19 protein-coding genes are annotated in these 20,301 nt (G+C 72.5%); 9 read left to right on the plus strand and 10 right to left on the minus strand.

Translation table 11 applies throughout. The features are described 5' to 3' along the window. Nucleotides 1-176 precede the first annotated feature (176 nt). Both ACLJN9_RS28105 and ACLJN9_RS28110 read left to right on the plus strand, forming a co-directional pair. Nucleotides 177-1,202, plus strand: a complete 1,026-nt coding sequence (locus ACLJN9_RS28105) for an SAM-dependent methyltransferase (protein ID WP_410814638.1) — start codon at nucleotides 177-179, stop codon at nucleotides 1,200-1,202. Further along, nucleotides 1,199-2,386, plus strand: a complete 1,188-nt coding sequence (locus tag ACLJN9_RS28110; RefSeq protein WP_410814639.1) for an NADH-quinone oxidoreductase subunit D — start codon at nucleotides 1,199-1,201, stop codon at nucleotides 2,384-2,386. Before ACLJN9_RS28105 ends, ACLJN9_RS28110 begins: the two co-directional genes overlap by 4 nt. A 16-nt stretch (nucleotides 2,387-2,402) precedes the next feature. Here ACLJN9_RS28110 and ACLJN9_RS28115 read toward each other — a convergent pair whose 3' ends face one another. The 4 genes from ACLJN9_RS28115 to ACLJN9_RS28130 all read right to left on the minus strand — a co-directional run bounded on the left by ACLJN9_RS28115 (nucleotide 2,403) and on the right by ACLJN9_RS28130 (nucleotide 7,047). Then, nucleotides 2,403-4,295: a hypothetical protein gene (locus ACLJN9_RS28115; RefSeq protein ID WP_410814640.1), complete on the minus strand. Its 1,893-nt coding sequence runs from the start codon at nucleotides 4,293-4,295 to the stop codon at nucleotides 2,403-2,405. 110 nt (nucleotides 4,296-4,405) lie between these two features. Beyond that, a complete protein-coding gene (locus ACLJN9_RS28120) occupies nucleotides 4,406-5,410 on the minus strand; it encodes a glycine betaine ABC transporter substrate-binding protein (RefSeq protein ID WP_410814641.1) in 1,005 nt (334 codons plus the stop codon). 216 nt (nucleotides 5,411-5,626) lie between these two features. Continuing rightward, nucleotides 5,627-6,364 (minus strand): ABC transporter permease, encoded by a 738-nt coding sequence (locus ACLJN9_RS28125; protein ID WP_410814642.1) that lies wholly within the window; start codon nucleotides 6,362-6,364, stop codon nucleotides 5,627-5,629. Beyond that, the gene (locus ACLJN9_RS28130) at nucleotides 6,361-7,047 is read right to left on the minus strand and encodes an ABC transporter permease (protein ID WP_410814643.1); all 687 of its coding nucleotides are present in this window, start codon (nucleotides 7,045-7,047) and stop codon (nucleotides 6,361-6,363) included. Before ACLJN9_RS28130 ends, ACLJN9_RS28125 begins: the two co-directional genes overlap by 4 nt. Nucleotides 7,048-7,049: 2 nt before the next feature. Between ACLJN9_RS28130 and ACLJN9_RS28135 the strand changes: the two genes are divergently transcribed. Next, a complete protein-coding gene (locus ACLJN9_RS28135) occupies nucleotides 7,050-8,054 on the plus strand; it encodes an ABC transporter ATP-binding protein (RefSeq protein WP_410814644.1) in 1,005 nt (334 codons plus the stop codon). 56 nt (nucleotides 8,055-8,110) lie between these two features. On the opposite strand, the gene ACLJN9_RS28140 is transcribed toward ACLJN9_RS28135, so the two are convergent. From ACLJN9_RS28140 to folP, 6 genes are all read right to left on the minus strand, one after another. Then, the gene (locus ACLJN9_RS28140; RefSeq protein WP_410814645.1) at nucleotides 8,111-8,419 is read right to left on the minus strand and encodes a hypothetical protein; all 309 of its coding nucleotides are present in this window, start codon (nucleotides 8,417-8,419) and stop codon (nucleotides 8,111-8,113) included. Between the two features lie 51 nt (nucleotides 8,420-8,470). Then, the gene (locus ACLJN9_RS28145) at nucleotides 8,471-9,685 is read right to left on the minus strand and encodes an ABC transporter permease (protein WP_410814646.1); all 1,215 of its coding nucleotides are present in this window, start codon (nucleotides 9,683-9,685) and stop codon (nucleotides 8,471-8,473) included. A 119-nt stretch (nucleotides 9,686-9,804) separates the two neighbouring features. After that, nucleotides 9,805-10,344, minus strand: coding sequence for a DUF3180 domain-containing protein (locus tag ACLJN9_RS28150; RefSeq protein ID WP_410814647.1), 540 nt, complete (start codon nucleotides 10,342-10,344; stop codon nucleotides 9,805-9,807). A gap of 19 nt (nucleotides 10,345-10,363) precedes the next feature. Beyond that, the gene (folK, locus tag ACLJN9_RS28155) at nucleotides 10,364-10,891 is read right to left on the minus strand and encodes a 2-amino-4-hydroxy-6-hydroxymethyldihydropteridine diphosphokinase (protein WP_410814648.1); all 528 of its coding nucleotides are present in this window, start codon (nucleotides 10,889-10,891) and stop codon (nucleotides 10,364-10,366) included. Further along, nucleotides 10,888-11,253, minus strand: coding sequence for a dihydroneopterin aldolase (folB, locus tag ACLJN9_RS28160; protein WP_410814649.1), 366 nt, complete (start codon nucleotides 11,251-11,253; stop codon nucleotides 10,888-10,890). Before folB ends, folK begins: the two co-directional genes overlap by 4 nt. Continuing rightward, nucleotides 11,253-12,119 carry a dihydropteroate synthase gene (folP, locus tag ACLJN9_RS28165; RefSeq protein WP_410814650.1) on the minus strand — a complete coding sequence of 289 codons (867 nt, stop codon included), beginning with the start codon at nucleotides 12,117-12,119 and terminating at the stop codon, nucleotides 11,253-11,255. The genes folB and folP overlap by 1 nt, the downstream gene beginning before the upstream one ends. A 354-nt stretch (nucleotides 12,120-12,473) precedes the next feature. On the opposite strand from folP, the gene ACLJN9_RS28170 reads away from it, so the two are divergent. The 6 genes from ACLJN9_RS28170 to ACLJN9_RS28195 are packed head-to-tail and all read left to right on the plus strand — an operon-like array spanning nucleotide 12,474 to nucleotide 20,295. Further along, a complete protein-coding gene (locus ACLJN9_RS28170) occupies nucleotides 12,474-12,788 on the plus strand; it encodes a hypothetical protein (RefSeq protein WP_030327982.1) in 315 nt (104 codons plus the stop codon). Nucleotides 12,789-12,801: 13 nt separating this feature from the next. Further along, entirely contained in the window at nucleotides 12,802-13,164 is a 363-nt protein-coding gene (locus tag ACLJN9_RS28175) for a hypothetical protein (protein WP_007466101.1), read from the plus strand. Between the two features lie 40 nt (nucleotides 13,165-13,204). Beyond that, nucleotides 13,205-16,612, plus strand: a complete 3,408-nt coding sequence (locus tag ACLJN9_RS28180; protein ID WP_410814651.1) for an ATP-binding protein — start codon at nucleotides 13,205-13,207, stop codon at nucleotides 16,610-16,612. 1 nt (nucleotide 16,613) lies between these two features. After that, a complete protein-coding gene (locus ACLJN9_RS28185) occupies nucleotides 16,614-18,569 on the plus strand; it encodes an MFS transporter (protein ID WP_410814652.1) in 1,956 nt (651 codons plus the stop codon). Continuing rightward, nucleotides 18,566-19,123: a hypothetical protein gene (locus ACLJN9_RS28190; RefSeq protein WP_410814653.1), complete on the plus strand. Its 558-nt coding sequence runs from the start codon at nucleotides 18,566-18,568 to the stop codon at nucleotides 19,121-19,123. Before ACLJN9_RS28185 ends, ACLJN9_RS28190 begins: the two co-directional genes overlap by 4 nt. Then, complete coding sequence (locus tag ACLJN9_RS28195) at nucleotides 19,120-20,295, plus strand: M23 family metallopeptidase (RefSeq protein ID WP_410814655.1); 1,176 nt, start codon at nucleotides 19,120-19,122, stop codon at nucleotides 20,293-20,295. The genes ACLJN9_RS28190 and ACLJN9_RS28195 overlap by 4 nt, the downstream gene beginning before the upstream one ends. Nucleotides 20,296-20,301 lie beyond the last annotated feature (6 nt).

Consider the following 20,301-nt stretch of genomic DNA (forward strand, 5'->3'; position numbering starts at 1 on the left):
CGCAAGTATGCCCCCGGCCTCCCGAACCGGGACAAGCATGTGTGAAAACCTTCACCACCCGCCCCACGGCCTCCTCGTGGACCTCCTGCGCTGCGACCGGACAGTCCCGAGAGGTGGGAGCGCGGGTCGAACCGTAGGGTCGGCATGGTGACGCTGCCTGAACTCCCGACCGTCTGATGGCGCTTCCCTGGCGGAACGCGATGAGTCAGGCCCTCTACGGGCCGAGCGGATTCTTCGTGGCCGGCGCCGGGCCAGCCGACCACTTCCGGACCAGCGTGCACGCCTCCCCGGCGTTCGCCGGTGCGCTGCTGCGCCTGATCGCACAGGTGGACGCGGCACTCGGCCACCCTCCCCGTCTCCGGGTGGTCGACGTGGGCGCCGGGCGGGGGGAGCTTCTGCTCAAGCTGGCGTCCGCCGACGTCCAGGCCGCCGCCGGGCTCGCGGTGGGGGTTTCCGCCCGTCCGTCGCTCGCGGAACGCGTGCGGTTCACCGCGGTGGAGTACGCGCCGCGACCCGAACACCTCCCCGCGGAGATCGAATGGGTGGCCGAGATTCCGGAAAGGATCACGGGAGTGCTGCTGGCCACCGAGTGGTTGGACAACGTTCCACTGGACGTGGCGGTGCACACCACGGACGGCTGGCGGTACGTGTCGGTCGACCCCGAGAGCGGTGCGGAGACGGTTGGCGAGCTGGTCGGTCCTGCCGATCTCGAATGGCTCACCACCTGGTGGCCCTCCGGTTTCCGGGCGGAGATCGGGCGGACCAGGGACGAGGCGTGGGCGGACGCGGTAGGCAGGATCGAGCGGGGCATGACGGTCGCGGTCGACTACGGGCACCTGCGCGACGACCGGCCGGTGGACGGGACGCTGACCGGGTACCGCGCTGGGCGGCAGGTGCCCCCGGTACCGGACGGGTCGAGTGACGTGACCGCGCACGTGGCCATGGATTCGGTCGCCTCCGCCGGTGCGGCGGTCGCCCGGTGTGCGTACTCCCTCGTTCCGCAGCGGGAGGCGCTGCGGGCGCTCGGGGCCGACGGCGGGCGACCGCCGCTGAGCCTGGCCGGCACCGACCCGGCGGGGTACGTGCGGGCGCTGGCCGCTGCCTCGGCGGTGGCCGAGCTGACCGACCCGGCCGGGCTCGGCGGGCACTGGTGGCTACGCCAACCGGTCGGCATCCCGCTCGGGCCGGCCGTGGCACGATGACGGGCATGACCACCGACGCCGGGGACCTCCGTGAACTGACCGTCGGCACCGGGGCCGGCCTGGTCGCCGGCACCGGCGGTGAGCAGCTCGGCACCGACATGGTGCTCAACATCGGCCCGCAGCACCCCTCCACGCACGGCGTGCTGCGGTTGAAGCTGGTGCTCGACGGCGAGCGGGTGGTCGCCTGCGAACCGATCATCGGTTACATGCACCGGGGCGCGGAGAAGCTGTTCGAGGTGCGCGACTACCGGCAGATCATCGTGCTGGCCAATCGGCACGACTGGCTGTCGGCGTTCTCCAACGAGCTGGGCGTGGTGCTCGCGGTGGAGCGGCTGATGGGCATGGAGGTGCCGGAGCGGGCCACCTGGCTGCGGATGGCCCTCGCGGAGCTGAACCGGGTGCTCAACCACCTGATGTTCCTCGGCTCCTACCCGCTGGAGATCGGGGCGATCACGCCGATCTTCTACGCGTTCCGGGAACGGGAGACCATCCAGGCGGTGATGGAGGAGGTCTCCGGCGGCCGGATCCACTACATGTTCAACCGGGTGGGCGGGCTCAAGGAGGAGGTGCCGTACGGCTGGACCGGGCGGGCCCGTGCGGCGATCGGTGAGGTACGCCGACGGCTGCCCGACCTTGACCACCTGATCCGGCGCAACGAGATCTTCCTGGCCCGCACCGTGGGCGTGGGGGTGCTCTCGGCCGCCGACGCTGCCGCGTTCGGGGCGTCCGGGCCGGTGGCCCGCGCCTCCGGGCTCGACCTCGACCTGCGTCGCGACGACCCCTACCTGGCCTACGACGAGCTGGACGTGCCCGTGGTCACCCGCACCGCGGGCGACTGCCACGCCCGCTTCGAGGTGCTGCTCGACCAGGTGTACGCGTCGCTGGACCTCGCCGAGCAGTGCCTGGACCGGGTGGACCGTCTGACCGGGCCGATCAACACCCGGCTACCCAAGGTCCTCAAGGCGCCGGAGGGGCACACCTACGCCTGGACCGAGAACCCGCTCGGGATCAACGGCTACTACCTGGTGTCCCGGGGCGAGAAGACGCCCTGGCGGTTGAAGCTGCGCACCGCGTCGTACGCCAACGTGCAGGCGCTGGCGACCCTGCTCCCCGGCTGTCTGGTGCCGGACCTGATCGCCATTCTCGGCTCGATGTTCTTCGTTGTCGGGGACATCGACAAGTGACCTGAGCGGTGCGGGGTCAGCGCCAGCGGTCGGTGACCGGGGCACCGCCGGCGCGTGGCTCGTCGTCCTGCGGCGGATAGCCGTACCGCTCGTCGACGCGGCGCCGGCCGGCCCGCTCCGGTGCGGGATCCGCCTGGTGGCCGCGCTGGCGCGGGGGACGCCACTCGTCCGGCACCGCCACGCCGCCGACCGGCAGCGCCGGCCGGTCCTCCGGCTCGGCCCGCCAGCCGCCGTTCCGGTCGTGCCAGCGCGCCGGCTCGTCCCGGTGGTACGGCTCGGGCTCCTCGTGGCGGCTCGGCTCGTCGTAGCGGCGCGCGTCCTCCTGCCGGCGCGCGTCCTCGTGCCGGCGCGCGTCCTCGTGCCGGCGCGCGTCCTCGTGCCGGCGCGCGTCCTCCTGCCGGCGCGCGTCCTCCTGCCGGCGCGCGTCCTCGTGCCGGCGGGGGTCCTCGTGTCGGCGGGGTTCCTCGTGTCGGACGGACGCCCACCGGTCGGCCATCCGGTACTCGGTGCCGCTCGCGTCGGCCTGCACCTCGGCCCGGCGCTCACCGACCCGCACCTCACGGCCGTGTTCGTCGTCGCGCACGGCTGCCCACCGGTCTCCGGCCCGCAGTTGCGACCAGTACTCGCCGGTGTCGTCCGCCCGCAGGGCCGGCCCGGGCTGCGGCGCGGCCGTCCGGTCCGGCTCACGCTGCGCCGACCAGGCGCGGTCGTCGTGGCGGTCGTCCGGTTCTGCCCACGATCCCGGGTGCGGCCGGTCCTGGCCGCGCGGCGGTCGGGCACCCCGGCCGGGCTCGTCGGGCTGGGCGTGCGCGTCGCGCGGATCGGGCCACTCCGGCTCGTTGCGGGAGGCTCCCCAGCCAGGCGCGTCGCCGGAGCGGCCGCGATCGTCGGCGGGGCGGCCGCGATCGTCGCCGTGACCGGACCGGGGGCGCTGCTGCGGCTCATCCCACGAGCCTTCCGCCGGCCGGGAACGCTCGTCCGCGCCGCCACCCGGGGTCCACTCCCGCGCGGGCGCGGTCCACTGACCGGCGTATCCGCCGTCGTACCGCCCGCCCGGCTCGGCCGGGCCCCCGTCCACCACGGTGTGCCGAGTGGTCACGTGCACGGTCTCGGTGTGCCGGACCACGCCGACCGGCCGCTGCGCCGGCTCGGGGCGGCCCTGGTCGCGAGGGCGGGAGGCCGTGCCGTACCCGGCGGCCGCCGGTCGCTGCGCGCCGTACACCCCGCCGGCCGCCGGCGGCTCGGCGCCGTACACGCCGCCGTCGTTCGAGGGCTCGGCGCCGTACACCCCGCCGCCGGTCGAGGGCTCGCCGGCGCCGTGGGCGGCCGAGCGCGGGTACGCCGGCTCGTCGTCGTCGACGCGCTCGGCGCGACCCCGCCGGGGCGCCGGTTCCTGGGTGCCCGGCATTCGGCTCCGACCCGCCGGGGCCCCACCCGGCACCCGACTGATCGCCGGGGCCGGGGCCGCCGGCTCGGCGGCCGGCACCCGCGCCCGGGCGGCACCCGTCGGGTCGACCGACGGGGTGGCACCGGCGGGGACGGCACCGCTGGCGTCGAGGCGGCGGCGGACCGCGGCGATGCCCTCCTGCGCCCGCTGCGCCTGGTCGAGCGCCTGGTTGCCGCGCTGCGCGGCGGCCGCGATCTCGGTACGCAGCTCCCGGCGCAGCCCCTCGACCTCGTCCAGCAACTCGTCGGTCCGCGCCGACGCGCCGTCGGGCCGCAGGGCGATGGACAGGCCGATCAGCACCACCGCCACGATGGCGAGCACCGCCGCGAAGCGCAGCGGCCCGTTGCCGTCGGCGACCAGCAGGATCAGCGCCGCCACCGGGGCGAGGGCCACGCCGGCCCAGAAGAGCATGGTCAGCAGCGGCGGTTGACGGCGGGCGTCGGGAGTGACCGAGGCTGGCATGGCTGTGCAGCCTACCGAGGATCTCCACCTGAGGGAACGGGTGCCCGGCAACGTACCGACGCCCCCGCCCCGAGGGGGGCGAGGGCGTCGTCAGCACGCCACGAGGTGGCTCAGCTGGTGGCGAAGGCACCGTCCGAGGAGAAGATCAGGCCCACGCTGATGGCGCCGGTGCGCAGGCCGTTCTTGGTCAGCGGCCCACCCTGGTCGAGCGAGGAGAACGAGCCCACCGAGAGCCCGTACGTCTTCTCCAGGCCCGGCTTGCAGAACGGACGCTGCTGGCACTCCGGCGGACCACCCAGCACGGTCGCGGTGCCGGAGCACTTCGCGGCCAGCTCGGAGAGCGTCTTGACGCTGTACTTGTCGGCGAATGCCTGGGTGACCGCGAAGGCGTTCTGGTCCTGCGCGGCGGCCGGGGCTCCGAAGGTGAGGCCCACCTTGTCGCCCTCGGCCTTGAGCTTGGTGACCGTGGTGTTGATGTCGGGCGAGGAGACCGGCGGGGGGTTGGCGCCGTTGGCCTTGGTGTTGAGGAACTCGGCCATCGTCGCGGCGTACTCCGGGACGACCTGGACCTCGCCCTTCTCCAGCGCCGGCTCGTACAGCTCGCGGTTGCCGATCTGCTGCACCTTCACCTGGTAGCCGGCGGCGGTGAGCGCGATCCGGTACAGCTCGCCCAGCGTCTGGCTCTCGCTGAAGTTGCCGGCGCCCACCACGATGTTGCCGCCCGGGCCCTTGGCGATGCCCGCGGTGAGGTCGTTCGCGGTGGCGAACTCCTCGGCCGCGACCTTGGGGGTCTTGCGGTCCGCGTCGACGGCCTTGTTCAGCTGGACCAGCTTCGGCGTGTCGAGTGCGGCGGAAACCTTGTCCAGTGCGGCGATCAGCTGCGGGTTGGCCGCCTTGCTGTTGACCGCCGGAATGATGTTGTCGGAATTCTGCAGCTTCTTGTCGTCCTGCAGTGCGATGAGCTGCTGCCCGGCTACCGGGGCGCACCCGGCGCCGGAAGCGCTCGCCTTCGGTGCGTCGGTGCCGGACGAACCGGCGTCACCGCACCCGGTGAGGAGCGCCGCCGCGGCGACGGCGCCGACCGCGCCGAACGCCAGACGTGTACGTGCGCGCATGTGCCCGCCTTCCGTGTCCCGGCGCGGCCCGTCCTGGGCCGGCCGCGTGTCCGACGGACGAACCTGGCTGTCGGTCGCCCGCGAATGTCCACCCAACATCGTCCGGAACCGACCGACAACTCCAGGAGGGCTTCGTCACCGCATTGTCACCAGCCGAGCCGTCCCCGGTCGGTGAATTCGACGACCGCTCACCCTTTCCGGGCCGACCCTCGTGGGTCAGGCGCGGCCGGTGGCGTCGGCGGACCGGGGCCGCCCCGTACCCTGCCGGACGCGCCGCAACGGACGGGGTGTGACCAGCCGCTCGACGCCGCTGAGGAGCACCTCGGCCAGCAGCGCGAGACCGGCCACCAGCACGCCACCGGCCACGATCTGACCTCCGCCGGACGCGATGCTCAGGCCGAACCCGGTGCGGATGATCTCGCCGAGGCCACCGCCGTTGACGAACGACGCCAGCGCCGTGGTGGCGATCACCTGAACGGTGGCGGTCCGGAAACCGGCGGCCAGGTAGGGCACCGCGAGCGGCAGCTCGACCCGCCTCAGCAACTGCCCGCCGGACAGACCCATCCCGCGGGCCGCGTCGCGTGCCTCCGGGTCGGCCTGGCGTACGCCGAGGTAGGCGTTGGCCAGCAGCGGAGGGACGGCGAAGACGGCCAGCGCCACCACCACCGGCGTACGCCCGAAGCCGAGGAACGTCAGCGGCAGGATGGTCAGCAGCGCCAACGTGGGGATGGCCAGGGTGGCGTTGGACACCAGCACCACCAGGCCGCCGCCGCGCCCGGTGTGCCCCAGCCAGAGCCCGAGCGGCCAGGCCACCAGGCAGCCGAGCACCACCGCGGCGGCGGAGATCGACAGGTGCTCGCCGAGCCGGTCCAGGATGCCGCCCGGGTTGGTCCAGTTCAGTGGGTCGTTGAGCCACAGCACGGCCTGGTGTACCGGGTTCGCCGCGGCGCTCATCGGGCACCCCGGGCGGCCCACGGGGTGACCAGCCGACCGACCAGGACCAGCAGCAGGTCCAGCAGCACGGCGAGCGCCACGCAGAGCACCGTACCGGTCATGATCTCGGCCTTGTAGAGGTTGTTCTGGAAGCCCGCGAAGATCAGCTGCCCGAGGCCGCCGTGCCCGACCAGCACCCCCACGGTGACCAGCGCGACCGTGGACACGGTGGCCAGTCGCAGCCCGGTCAGGATGCCCGGTATCGCCAACGGCAGGTCGATCCGGAACAGCCGACCCCACCGGCCGTAGCCCATGCCCTCGGCGGCCTCCCGGACCTCCGGTGGCACCTGGTTGAGCCCGGCCACCACGTTGCGGACGATCAGCAGCAGCGCGTACAGGACCAGCCCGACCAGCACGGTGGTGGCACCGGTGCCCAGGTACGGCGCGATGAAGGCGAACAACGCCAGCGACGGAATGGTGTAGATCACGCCGGTGATGCCGAGGATCGGGCCGGCCAGCGGGCGGAACCAGTACGCGACCACGGACAACGGCACGGCGACGAGGACCGCGATCAGCACCGCTCGCCCGGTGAGGGAGGCGTGTTCGCGCACCGCGGCGAGGATCGTGTCAGAGTTGTCCCGCACGTACTGCCAGGAGAACCACGGATTACCCGGGTCGGCCCGGTAGCTCAGGCGGAAGGACATACGTGGACGTTACCCCGGAGGCCGCCGGCATGACCGAATCACCCCGCGCGGCATCGATCTCCCTACAGGGCATCCAGAAGCGCTATCCGAACGGCACCGAGGCCGTTCGTGACCTCAGTCTGGAGGTCACGTCCGGCGAGTTGGTGGTGCTCATCGGACCGTCCGGCTGCGGCAAGTCGACGGTGCTTCGCATGATCAACCGGCTGATCGAACCGACCGCGGGGCGGGTCATGCTCGGTGACGAGGATGTCACCGACGTCGACCCGGTGCGCCTGCGCCGTCGGATCGGCTACGTGATCCAGAACGTCGGGCTCTTTCCACACCAGACGGTCCGGGCGAACGTGGCCACCGTGCCCGGGCTGCTCGGCTGGTCCCGCAGCCAGACCCGCACCCGCGTCGACGAACTGCTCGACCTGGTCGGGCTGGACCCCACGCAGTTCGGACGCCGCTACCCGCACGAGCTGTCGGGTGGGCAGCGGCAGCGGGTCGGGGTGGCACGGGCGCTCGCCGCCGACCCGGTGGTGCTGCTGATGGACGAGCCGTTCTCGGCCGTCGACCCGATCGTCCGGGCCCGGCTGCAGGAGGAGTTCCTCCGCCTCCAGGCCGAGGTCCGCAAGACGATCGTGCTGGTCACCCACGACCTCGATGAGGCGGTCCGGCTCGGAGACCGGATCGCCGTGCTCTCCCAGGGCGGCCACCTGGAGCAGTACGACACCCCGGCGGCCCTGCTCGGCAGCCCCGCCACCCCGTTCGTACGCGAGTTCGTCGGGGCCGACCGGGGCATCCGCCGGCTGGCCGTCACACCCCTCGACCGGAAGGCGCTGGACCCGGTGCCCGGCGACGCACCGGCGGACCTGCCGACCGTTGCGCTGGACGGCTCCGCGTACGACGCGCTGGCGGTGCTGCTCACTTCGGGACGGGACCGTCTCGTGGTGACCGACGACGGCCGACCGGTGGGCGCGCTCAGCCGACAGCGCGTCCTCGACCTCGGCCGGTCGACGGACTGACCGGAAGCCGGCCGCGTCAGCTCAGCCGATGATCCGGCCGGGATGCCCGTACCGGCTCAGTGCTTCTGCAGGTAGTCGATGAAGGCGGCCCGCAGCAGGGGCGCCGACTCCTCGTACCCGTGCCCGGTCATCTCCCGCCACAGCGCGTTGGCCTCGTCGATGATCGGGCCGATGGAGTTGGGCGCGCCGTCCAGGATCGTCGCCTCGTCCGCGTTCGGCTGGCGGCGCAGCACCGACAGGAAGAACCCCACGTCACGGTGCTCACGGGCCAGGGCGAACGCCCGCTCCCGCAGTTCCTCGGTGGACAGCAGGTCGAGCTCCTGGAACGAGGATCCGCCCGGGGTGGCGGCAGGTGTGTCGGTCATCCGCCGAGCCTAACCGTCGAGATCAGCGCCGGCGCGCGGACGCGGCACGGCTCACCGGTCGTCGGCGTCCCACCGACGCGGGCTGTCGTCCCAGCGCGGATCGCGCCACGGGTCGACCTGTTGCGGCGCCGGCGTCGTCGGCAGCTCGGGGGACCAGGTGTCGACCGGCTGCGGCACCGGCACCGACCAGCCCCTGCTGATCGTGCCGTCGCCGACCGGCTCCGGCCGCTCGGTGCTGCCCGGCCGGGGCCTTCCGAACGTCTCGACCAGCCGGGTGACCAGCAGCCCGACGCCGAGCGCCACACCGCCGATCGTCCAGGTGTCCACCGTCCAACCACGCGCCCGCGCGTACGCCTGGAAGGTGGTGACCAGGCCCACCGCCAGCAGCGCTCCGAAGACCCCGCCCCGGCGTCCGAACGCGCTGGTGCCGCCGAGCAGGGCCACCCCGATCGCCAGGACGGTCCACTCCAGCCCCGTGGTGGGGATGACCGACCCTGGGCCGTTGGCGGCGAGCAGCACGCCGGCCAGGGCCGCCAGCACGGTCGAGCCAACCACCGCGGCACCGGTGACCACGGCGGCGACCGCACCACGGCGACGGGCCGGGTCGACGATCGGCCGGTACCGGCCGACCAGCCGACGGACCGCACGGATCGCACCGAACAGCCCGCCGAGGACCGCCACCGCGGCGAACCCGGCGAAGAGGTAGCCGGCGGTACGCCCCGGCTCGTAGTCGCCCTGCACCAGCACGGGTGCCGACCGGCGCTCGATGAACACCACCACACCGGCCGCGCCGGCCAGGCTGGCCGCCCAGCCCGGCACGTGCAGCACCACCACGGCCAGCGCAAGGGCCAGCCCGCCCAGCGCGGCGACCGCGACGGCCGGGCCGACGGAATCGCGCAGGCCCTGGTCGCCCCGCTCCGCGTAGTGCAGTGCGGCGGCGACCGCCACCGGCCCGACGGCGAGGTTCGCGGCGGCGGTGCGCAGGCTCAGCCCGGCGGCGAGAGCGAGCAGCCCCAGCCCGACCGCGTCGACCAGCAGCGTGTTCAGTCCGGCGCCGCGCAGCGCGGCCGGGTCGGCCTGCCAGAGCAGCCAGCCCAGGGCGGCGACGCCTGCCAGCAGCAGGATCTCCCAGACCACGTGCACGCCGATCCGGTCCCGGCCGGGCTCACCGTGGGTGGGGTCGTCGAAGACGTTCTCCAGGACGGCGGCGGGCACCCCGGCCGGAGGTTCCGCCCAGCGGTCCCGGCCCGTTTCTTCGTACGCCATGACGCCGCCTCCCCGCTGGCCGGCCCACCCCGGTCCGGCGCGCGGACGGACCGAGGGCGGCCGTTGCTCTCCGGTCGCAGGCACCGTACCCGCGGCCGGAGCCAGGCGTAACCCCCTGCTCAGCGCTGGCCGGGGCGGCTCTCCCGCTGGTCGGGCTCGCGCTCGTCGTCCGGGCGCTCCGGCACACGGCAGGACCGCTCCAACCAGAGCGCTGCGCCGACCAGCGCCAGCGAGGCGAGCAGGCCACCCCCGGCGGCCGGCCGATCCTCCGTGGCCGCCCGGGTGGTCTCGACGAAGAGCCAACCGGTGAGCCCGGCGTAGAAGCCGGCGAAGATGGCCGCGGCCAGCGCCGACGCCTTGGCCAGCACCACGAAACGGGCCACCATCAGCGGGTCGACCGGATCCCGGCCGGGTTTACGCGCGATCCGACCGCGGGTGTTGATCGCGGCGTAACCCTCCAGCGCGGCGAGCCCGGCCAGCGTCACCACCGGCAGCCAGGGCAGCCGGGGGATGCCGCTGTAGTAGAGGCTGCTGATCAGCAGCCAGGCCACCGCCGCCGCGGCCAGGGCCGCCACGAGCAGGGTGGAGATCCGGGTGGGACCCATTCGAGACCGGTCCGGGCCGGGCCCGCCCGGTGGTGGGGACTTCGCCTGTGTCATGCCGGCCGGCTCCGCTCGGTCATGCCGTCGACTCTAACGCCAACTCCGGCCGGGGACGCAGATCCAGCGCGTCCTGGGCGGCGGGGCCGGCGGTGAGCAGGTCGGTCAACCAGCCGTGCCCGGGCAGCCGCCCGTACGGCTGGATGTCGATCCACGGCCGGAGCACGAACGCGCGCAGATGCGCCCGGGGGTGCGGCAGGGTCAGCTCGGGGTCGTCGCTGAGCATCGGCTCGTCGTCGTCGCCCCAGACGGCGATCACGTCCACGTCGAGGGTGCGCGGCCCGAACCGCCGCTGCGGGTTGCGGACCCGGTCGGCCGCCCGCTCCGCGGCCCGCGCCCGCTCCAGCCAGTCGCGCGGGGCGGCGGCGGCATCCTGGGCCAGCAGCACAGCGTTGAGGTACGCGGGCTGGTCGGCGTCACCCCACGGTGGAGCCTCGTACACGCCGGAGAGCACCAGCACGCTGTCGCCGAGCGTGGCGACGGCCGTACGGAGATGATCCAACCGGTCACCCAGGTTGCTGCCGATGGAGAGAACGGCCCGGGTCACCGGGCACGCGTCCGGGTCATGGTGACGGCCACGTCGGTGAAGGTGTGCGGCACCGGCGCCTCGGGCTTGTGCACCGTGATCGTGGCGCTGTCGACCCGAACGTCTGCCAGGCAGACCACCAGCAGCCGGTCCGCGAGGGTCTCGATCAGGTTCACCGGCTCGCCGGTCACCACCGCGACCAGGCGTTGCGCCAACTCACCGTAGTGGACGGTTGCGGTGACATCGTCGCTGGCGGCGGCCGGGGAGAGATCCAGTTCGAGGGTCGCGTCGACAACGAAATCCTGCCCCTGGGCGCGTTCGAAGTCGTACACCCCGTGCCTGCCGTGGGCCCGCAGGCCGGTGAGCTGGATCCGGTCGGTCATCAGTCTCCCTCTCGAACGGCCCGCGCGAGGGCCAGGCGTGGACGTCCGGTGGCGACCCAGACCGCAAGCGCGTCGGCGGTGGCCCGCACGTCGTGCACGCGTACCCCCCAGGCGCCCGCAGCGACCGCCAACACGCTGGTGGCGACGGTGGCCGCCTCCCGCTGCGCCGTGGGTCGCGACGTGCCGTCCGGGGCGGCGAGCAGCCGACCGAGGTACGACTTCCGGCTGGCCCCGAAGAGCAGCGGGCACCCGAGGTCCAGCAGTTCCGGGAGGCGGGCGCTGAGCTCCCAGTTGTGCTCGGCCGTCTTGGCGAAGCCGAGGCCGGGGTCGACAACGATGCGGTCAGCCGACACCCCGGCGGCCAGCGCTGCGTCGATCCGCTGGCTCAGCTCGGCCCGCACGTCGGCCACCACGTCGGTGTAGCTGGCCAGCTCGCGCATCTGCCGGGAGTGACCACGCCAGTGCATCAGCACCCACGGGCAACCGGCGTCGCGGACCACCCGGGCCATGTCGGGGTCGGCGAGCCCGCCGGAGACGTCGTTGACCACGGCCGCCCCGGCGCGCAGCGCCGCCTCGGCCACCCGCGCCCGACTGGTGTCGATGCTCACCCGCACTCCGGCGGCGGTCAACTCGCGGATGACCGGTAGCACCCGGTCGGCCTCGGTCGTCGCGTCGATCCGCTCGGCGCCCGGGCGGGTCGACTCGCCGCCGACGTCGACCAGGTGCGCCCCGGCGTCGCGCAGACGGACGCCATGTCCGACGGCTGCGTCGAGGTCGGCGTACCGTCCGCCGTCGGAGAAGGAGTCCGGCGTGACGTTGAGGACGCCCATCACCACCGGGCCCGGGGCCCGTACCAGATCGGTCACGACTAGACGGTACCGGTCGCGTGGGCGGCACCCGCCGACCCGGGTCGGCTCTCCCCGGCACCCCTGACGTGGTAATTAGAACAGGTGTACGATCGGCCTTTCGGGCACGATCCGGCACTCCCGTCGCGGCTTGTCGCAATCCGGGGCGGCCCGTACGCTTTGGAATTGGCCAGCATCACGATGGCGACGCTTGGAGGGAGGGCCGAAGCGGGGGAAAACCGCCCAAAGCTCGCCACTCTCCGTGGTGAGTAACGAACGCAGGGTCGAGAACGCTGCGCCCTGCGAGCACATTTCCCGCCAGGCTTGCCTACTGCACCGCCGCGGCACCGCCGGCCGCGATATGGGGAGGTTCCAGTGATCGCCTTCGAGCTCATGGAGACGGCGTCGTCCGGCGTCGCCCACGCGCTCTCCACCCTGGCGTCGGCTCCACTCGCCGAGCCGGCACCGAAGGGGATCGACACCAACAGTGTGGTCACCTTCTTCGCCAGCAAGATCGCACCGATCCTGCTGGCCGTCCTGGGAGTCATCTTCATCGGCCGAGCAAGCCGGGGCGAGATCTCCAAGGTGCTGACCAGCTCCGCCATCGCCATCGTCGGGCTGGCCTTCATCGCCGGCGCGGCAACACTCTTCTTCGTCGGCGATTACCTGATCGATCTGATCTTCGAATAGGCGCGATCACCAGATGCGGCTGCGCACCGATGACGACATCTACCGGGCACGCCTGGTCTACCTCGGGCCGCCCGGCTACACCCTTCCGGTCCACCTGCCCTACGCCCAGTACGGGCTGTTCATGCTGCTGGTCCCCCTCTACATGTTCATCCACTGGCTGTTCACGCTGACAGTCGAGCTCTTCCCAGCCTGGGAGATCGCGCTCGCCATCGTGACCACGTCGTTCATCTTCCGGCACGTCGACCCGGATCGGCCGGCGCGGGTTGTCATCCGCACCGCACTGACCGACTGGCGACGCACCCGGGAGCCGGCGATCGAGCAGCGCGACCCGCGACTGGTCGGCAGCCGGATCAGGATCCGGGAGGAGCTGGCATGACCGGGCGTACGCCGATCGGTCCGTCGCATGAGGCGGTCGCATGAATGGCTCTTCCACGCCGGGTTCCCCGGCCGGCCGTCCGGCCGCGCCGGGGGGTCACCGTGCGCAGTCACTCGACTACGCCGACGTCGAGGACGAGGTGGCGCTCGACCCCGCGCTGGTGACCTCCCCAGGTCACGGCGCGGTCGGAGTCTTCCAAGCCCCCCGGCCGGTCCCCCGCCGGCCGCCACCCGCAGAGCCCACCGCGGTGTCGGCCGGCGAGAACGCCGACATCGACTCCCCGTTCCTGGACCTCTTCGGCGCGTCCCGGCCCGGTGGCGCTCGAGCCGTCCCGGTTGGCCCGGCGACCCGGGAGCAGCCGGCAATCCCGGAGCAACTGCCCGCCGCGACGCACCTCCAGCCGGGTGCTGCACACGCTCAGCCGGCCGCCACGCACGTTCAGCCGGCCCAGCGGGTGCCGGGTCGGGCACCTGATCCGGCACCCGCTGGGGCGCCCGACGAGCCCACCAGCGGCGGGTGGCCCGTCGAGCCGCGGCGCGGAGTCGGCGAATCCCGAGTGCCGCACCAGGCCGGCGACCGGTTGCCGATGCTCCGCCCACCGAACGAGCCCGACGCGGGCGCCGGGGCAGTATCGGCTTCCTCGGCCGGGGGGCCAGCGGCCCTACCAGCCAGCGCCGCGCCATCGGGCCGGCCGACGGCACGGGTCGTCGAGCCCCCCAGCACCACACCCGGGGACCGGCCGGCCCTGGAGCGCAAGCCTCGCCGCGTCGCCGAGGGCGGCCCAGCCCGGTCGGCGCCGGCCGATGCCGCACCGACCGGGCGAGAGGTGGCCGCACCCCGGCAGCGGCCCCCCGCCCGGCCGACCCGGGTCCGCGCCCCAAAGATCAAGTTTGGGGATCGTGACCCGTCGGTCGAGTTGGCCATCACCGAGATAGCCGGCCACCTCACCTTCACCCCGAACACGGTCACGGCCTGGTACTGGCTACCCGAGGTGCGCTGGGCCTTCCGACCCGACGCCGAACGCGAGGCGCTGCTGTCGGCCATCTCCGAGCAGTACGCCGGCCTGGCCGGTTTCCGACTGCACCTGCGGCGCACCACCCGCCCGTTCCCCGCCGACGAGTGGGCACGCACCATCGACGCGCACACCTCGGCACCCCTGCCCGACGTGCCCGGCACCACCGGCTGGGCCGACCACCTGGTCGCCGCCCAACGGCACCTGATGTCGGTCAACCACGCCGAGGGGCAGACGTACCTGGGCGTCACCTTCGCCCGCCGGTCACTCGGCGACTCACTCACCGAGCGGCTGCTGCGCACCTTCGGTCGCGGCACCGCCGACAGCGAGCGCCGCAAGCTGGGCCGCACCGTCGAGCAGTTCGACGAGGTGCTCGGCGCGTTCGGCATGCGCGGCCGACGCGTCACCGCCCAGGAGCTGGAATGGCTGCTCTACCGCTCGGTGGCACTCTGCATGGCGCCGCCGGGCCGGCTCTCCCCCGTGACCGACGGGCGTTGGGAACGCGGCGACCTGCTCGCCATGACCGAACAGGTCGAGCGGTACCGCACCCCGTACGGCTCGACCGTGAAACTGGTCAACCGGATGACCGGCGAGGAACGGCACGTGGCCGTGCTCGCCGTCGGCCGGATGGAGCCCCTGGAGATCCCCGAACGACACGAGCCCTGGCTGCACTTCCACGAGCGGCTGCCCTGGCCGATGGAGATCTCCACCCGGGTCGACATCCTCGGCTCCGGTGACTCCTTCCGCAATCTCGAACACCGCCTCCGGATGATCCGCTCCCAGCAGCTCGACTACGCCGAGCACGGCATCGACGCGCCTCCGGAGCTGGAACGGCTGGCCAAGCGGGCACTCGTGATCGGCGACGAGATGACCACCGGTCTGCCCGTCGACTCGGCCCGTGCGCATGGCTGGCACCGCATCGCGGTCGGTGGTCGAACCCGTGAGGAGTGCCTGGAGCGGGCCCGCCGGCTCATCCAGCTCTACTCCCGTGAGCTGCGCGTCTCACTTCAGCACCCGAAGAACCAGGACTGGCTGGCCCGCGAGTTCATTCCCGGCGAGCCGATCGCCAACACCGGCTACGTCCGGCGCATGCCGGTCCCGCTGCTCGCCGCCGCGCTCCCCCAGGCCGCCTCCAACGTCGGCGACCGGCGGGGCGACCTGATCGGCCGTACCGCGGGCACCTGCCGCCGCCCGGTCTTCCTCGACCTGCACTTCCCCATGGAGGTACGGGAACGCTCCGGGCTCGCGGTCTTCGTGGCCGAGCCGGGCGGTGGCAAGTCGACCCTGCTCGGCGCGCTCGGTTACCTCGCCGCCCGGCGGGGCGTCCAGGTGACCCTGCTCGACCCGTCCGGGCCGTTGGCGCGGCTCTGTGCCATGCCCGAGCTGCGGCCATACTCGCGGGTGCTCAACCTCACCGGTTCGGAGCAGGGCACCCTAGCGCCGTACTCGCTCATCCCGACGCCGCTACGCAGCGAATTCGGTGCCGGGGCCACCGGTGACCGGGAGTTCGAGATCGCGGTCTCCAACGCGCGAGCCGAGCGGCGGATGCTCGTCCAGGACATCTGCATGATGCTGGTGCCGCCGCAGGTGGCCCGGGAAGCCTCCACCGCGACCCTGTTCCGGCATGCCGTCCGCCAGGTTCCCGCCGAGGAGACGTCCACCCTGGACGACGTCGTGAGCTGCCTCGGGCGACTCGACGACGACGCCGGCAAGGAGCTGGCCAACCTGCTGCTGGACACCGCCGAGATGCCGCTCGCCATGCTCTTCTTCGGCCGGCCGCCGGAAGGGCTGCTCGGTGCCGACGCGGCACTCACCGTGATCACCATGGCCGGGCTACGGCTTCCCGACCTCAAGATCGAACGGGAGTACTGGTCCGCCGAGGAGGCACTCGCCCTGCCGATGCTGCACACCGCACACCGGCTCGCCGTCCGCCGCTGCTATGGCGGGTCGATGTCCTCCCGCAAGCTCGTCGGCCTGGACGAGGCGCACTTCATGGAGGGCTGGCGGTCCGGGCGCTCGTTCCTGGTCCGGCTCGCCCGGGACTCCCGCAAATGGAACCTGGCCGCGCTCGTCGCCTCCCAGAACCCGCGCGACATCCTTGGCCTCGACGTCCAGAATCTCGTCTCCACCGTCTTCGTCGGCCGCATCGCCGAAGATGCGGAGATCGCCTCCGAAGCGCTGCGGTTGCTGCGAGTGCCAGTGAACGACGGGTACGAGGCCACCCTCGCGTCGCTGTCGGCCGCCGACACGAGTTCGGCCTCCCGGCTCGGCTTCCGCGAGTTCGTGATGCGCGACGTCGACGGGCGGGTGCAGAAGGTCCGAGTCGACGTCTCGTACGTCGAAGGGCTGCTGGACCACCTCGACACGACGCCCGCCGCGATCGCCGCAGCAGCCGGAGTGCTGCCGAGCATCCCCCTGCCGGATCTGGAGGCGTGACATGGCGAGGGCCCGGGAACGGATCGCGGCATTCCTGCTCGCTCTCGGCGTACTGGCCGGGGCCTCCCTCTCCTGGCCGCTGATCGGTGCGGAAGCGGCGGCTGCCGCACCGCCCGCCGCCCAGGCCCGCGCCGACCTCTGCACGACCTCCGAGTGGCAGGCCGACTTCCGGGCCTGCGTGGGGAAGCTCAAGGAGGTCGGCGAAACCGAGGTCACCTGCCGCAACGCACCGACCCCCGACACACCGGACTCCGGGCTCGCCGGCTGGTTCGCCGGACGGCCGGACTCCGCCAAGCAGCCCGGCCCGAAAGGGCTCTACAGCGACTACGGATACGCCGGCTACAGCTATCCGACGTACGACATCCCTGGCGGGTGTGCTTCGTCGGTCCTGCACCCGGACTACAAGTTCACCACTACCGTGGCAAACGGCGAATTTATGATCGCCACCGCGGTCATCGGCGCCTCGAACGCGCTGCGGGAGCGGGCCTGGGACCCGAGTTCGATGTGGGGCTGGGCCGATCCGCTGGTCGAGCAGGCGACCAAGGCCGTTTACCAGAAAGTTTTCAGCGTCTTCGGCATCGTCACGCTCTGTGTGGTGGGGCTCTACCTCCTCTGGCGCTCCCGCCAGTCGGACATGAGCAACGCCATGACCACTGCGGGCTGGGCGCTGCTGGTCATGGTCGCGGTCACCGCGCTGGCAGCCTGGCCGGTCAAATCGGCGAACATCGCGGACGGCACGCTGGTCACCACGCTGGGCGTCGTGCACGATGCCGTCGGTCCCGCAGCCCGAGACACGCCATCGGATAAGTGTGACGATCCAAACCCCGAGGCTTGTAAGGACAACCGACCGCCCGCCGTTCGGGCCAGCGACACCGCCACCGAGGCGATGCTCTACCGCAACTGGCTACGCGGAGTGCTCGGCTCGGCCGACAGCGAGACCGCTCGCAAGTACGGCCCCGCTCTCTACGACGCCAAGTCACTCTCCTGGGAGGAGGCGGAGAAGCTGCGCGCCAACCCGGCCACCCGGGACGCCACGATCAAGGCCAAGCAACAGCAGTGGGCACGGGTCGCTCAGCAGATCCAGACCGAGGACCCGGAGGCGTACGAGTACCTCCAGGGAGTGCGGGACATGGACCGCGTTGGCGCCGGGTTCATCGCGGTGCTGGCATCGGTGCTCTTCGCCATGTTCGACCTGACCGCGTCGGTGCTGGTGCTGCTCGGCTTCCTGATCTTCCGGTGGGCGGTGATCGCGGCGCCGATTCTCGGCACCGTCGGTCTGCTCCGACCGGCCAGCGCCGGGTTGCGGCGTTTGGCGAACGCCGTGGTCGCGGCGGTCTTCAACATCGCCATCTTTGGCACCGGGGCCGCCATCTACCTGTTCGCGGTTGACCTGATCATGAGTACGTCGACCCTGCCCGGCTGGCTCCAGGTCGTGCTGGTCTGGCTCTGCGGCGTGGTCGGCTGGCTGCTGCTGCGGCCCTACCGGCGGATCACGCAACTCGGCGGCAAGGACAGCAGCGAGGCGGTGGGCTCGGCCGGGTCCTGGCACCGCCGGTTCTTCCGGGACATGCGGACCGCGGCGCGGCTGGATGTGGCGGAGCCCGGCGGCACGCTGGAGCCGATCGGCGGACGTCGCCAGTCGCCGGTCGCCGAGCGGACCTCACTGCGGCCGGAGGCGCGGCAGGAAGACCCCGGTTCCGTGCCGACCCGCCCGACCGACGGCCAGCGCACCGGTGCCGGGCGCCCGGATGGCAAGGAGCGTGCGGACGAGGTGCCGGTGGAGGAGGCCGGCGGCCGGGACCGCCCGATGGCGCCGCGGCCCCGTCGCCGGCAGCCGGCAACCTGGACCGAGCCGGACGTGCCGGCCGAGAATCCGTCTTTCGTGGTCTACCGGCCAGGCTCCGTCGACCGTGAACCGGACCGTCCCGGACCGCGGGTGCGCTCAGAGGCGCGGTGACGACGATGCGACGGGCGCTGGAGTTTCTGGTCACCCGGGTGTTGCGGTCCCGACTGGGAGTTGCGCTGGTGATCGCGGTGCTCGTCTTCGGCGTGCTCGGAGCGGCCCGACTGTTCGCTGGCCCCGTCGATCCCGGACTGGGACTGAGCAGCCGGCCGAATCGGCCGATCAGCACCGTCGACCCCACGACCGGTGACGACGGGCTGGTCTCCACCGACACACCACAGTCACCGGTGACCCGGTCCGGTGACCGCACACCCGAACAGACCGCCGACCGGTTTGCCGCCGCCTGGCTCGGCCGGCCCGGGCTGACCACCGAGCAGTGGCAGACCGGATTGCGGCCGTTCTCGAGCCCGGCGCTGACCGAGAAGCTGGCCGGTGTCGATCCCGGCGGCGTCCAGGCCGAGGAGGTCACCGGGCCGCCGGTGGTGCAATCGCGCACCGAGACATTCGTCGAGGTGCTGCTGCCGCTGGACACCGGTCGGCTCCGACTGGAACTGGTCGCCGCGAAAGACGGGTGGCTGGTCGACGCGGTGGACTGGGAGCGGACATGAACGACAGCAGAGGCACCACCGCCCTCCGCCGGCCACTGCGGCTCGGTGTCGTCGCCTCGATACTGACCGGGGTGCTGCTCCTGCTCTGCTGTGCCGGCGGCACCACCGCCTTCTTCCTCAGTGGCCTCAGCGGTGATGCGGAGGACGGAGACACCCTGGCCAACGAGGACTGCGGTCCCGTGCGGCCGGTGGACATAGTCGGCAAACTGCCCCGGTTTCCCGAGTACGGCGACGCCCAGGTCCGTAACGCTGCGATCATCATCAAGGTCGGTCAGGACATGAAGGTGCCTCCGCGGGGCTGGGTGATCGCCCTGGCGACCGCGATGCAGGAGTCCGGCCTGCGCAACCTCGCGAACAGCGGTGTGCCGGCGTCCCTGGCTCTGCCGCACGAGGGCGCCGGCGCCGACCACGACTCGCTGGGCCTGTTCCAGCAGCGGCCGGGTTGGGGCACGGTTGCCGAGCGGATGACTCCCGCGTACACGGCCCGCAAGTTCTACGAAAAGCTCGTCGGGGTGCAGAGCTGGCAACGACGACCGCTGACCGTCGTGGCGCAGAAGGTCCAGATCAGCGCGTACCCGGACGCCTACGCCAAACACGAGGAACTGGCCAGCCGCATCGTGAACGCACTGTCCGGCGGTGCGGCCCGCACCATCGAGATCGACGGCAAGGCGCTGTGTGACGCAGCCGAGCACGGCCAGATAGCCGCCTCCGGCTGGACCGCCCCGATTCCCGGTCAGGTCGGCTCCGGCTTCCGGACCGCCAGCCGGCCCGGCCACGACGGCGTCGACATCGCGGCAGCCAAGGGCACCGAGATCCGGGCGGCGGCCGCCGGTCGGGTTCTGGTCGCCACCTGTGATCCGGACAATTGGAAGCGGGTGAACTGCAACGTGGACGGGTACCCCGGCAAGGGTGGATGCGGCTGGTTTGTCGACCTGCTGCACGCCGGGGGCTACATCACGCGTTACTGCCACATGGTGGTCCAGCCCCGTGTGGAGCTCAATCAGCTCGTGGCAGCGGGCGAGGTGATTGGCCAGGTCGGCAGCAGCGGCAACTCCTCCGGCCCGCACCTGCATTTCGAGGTGCACCTACGCGGCGACCGGTCCCCCCGTGGAGCCGTCGACCCGAACCAGTTCATGCGCACGCGGGGTGCCCCGCTGCGCCGCCCGGCGTGAGGTCAC

Source organism: Micromonospora sp. 067-2, from assembly GCF_046549295.1.
In the GTDB taxonomy this organism is placed as follows: Bacteria; Actinomycetota; Actinomycetes; order Mycobacteriales; family Micromonosporaceae; genus Micromonospora.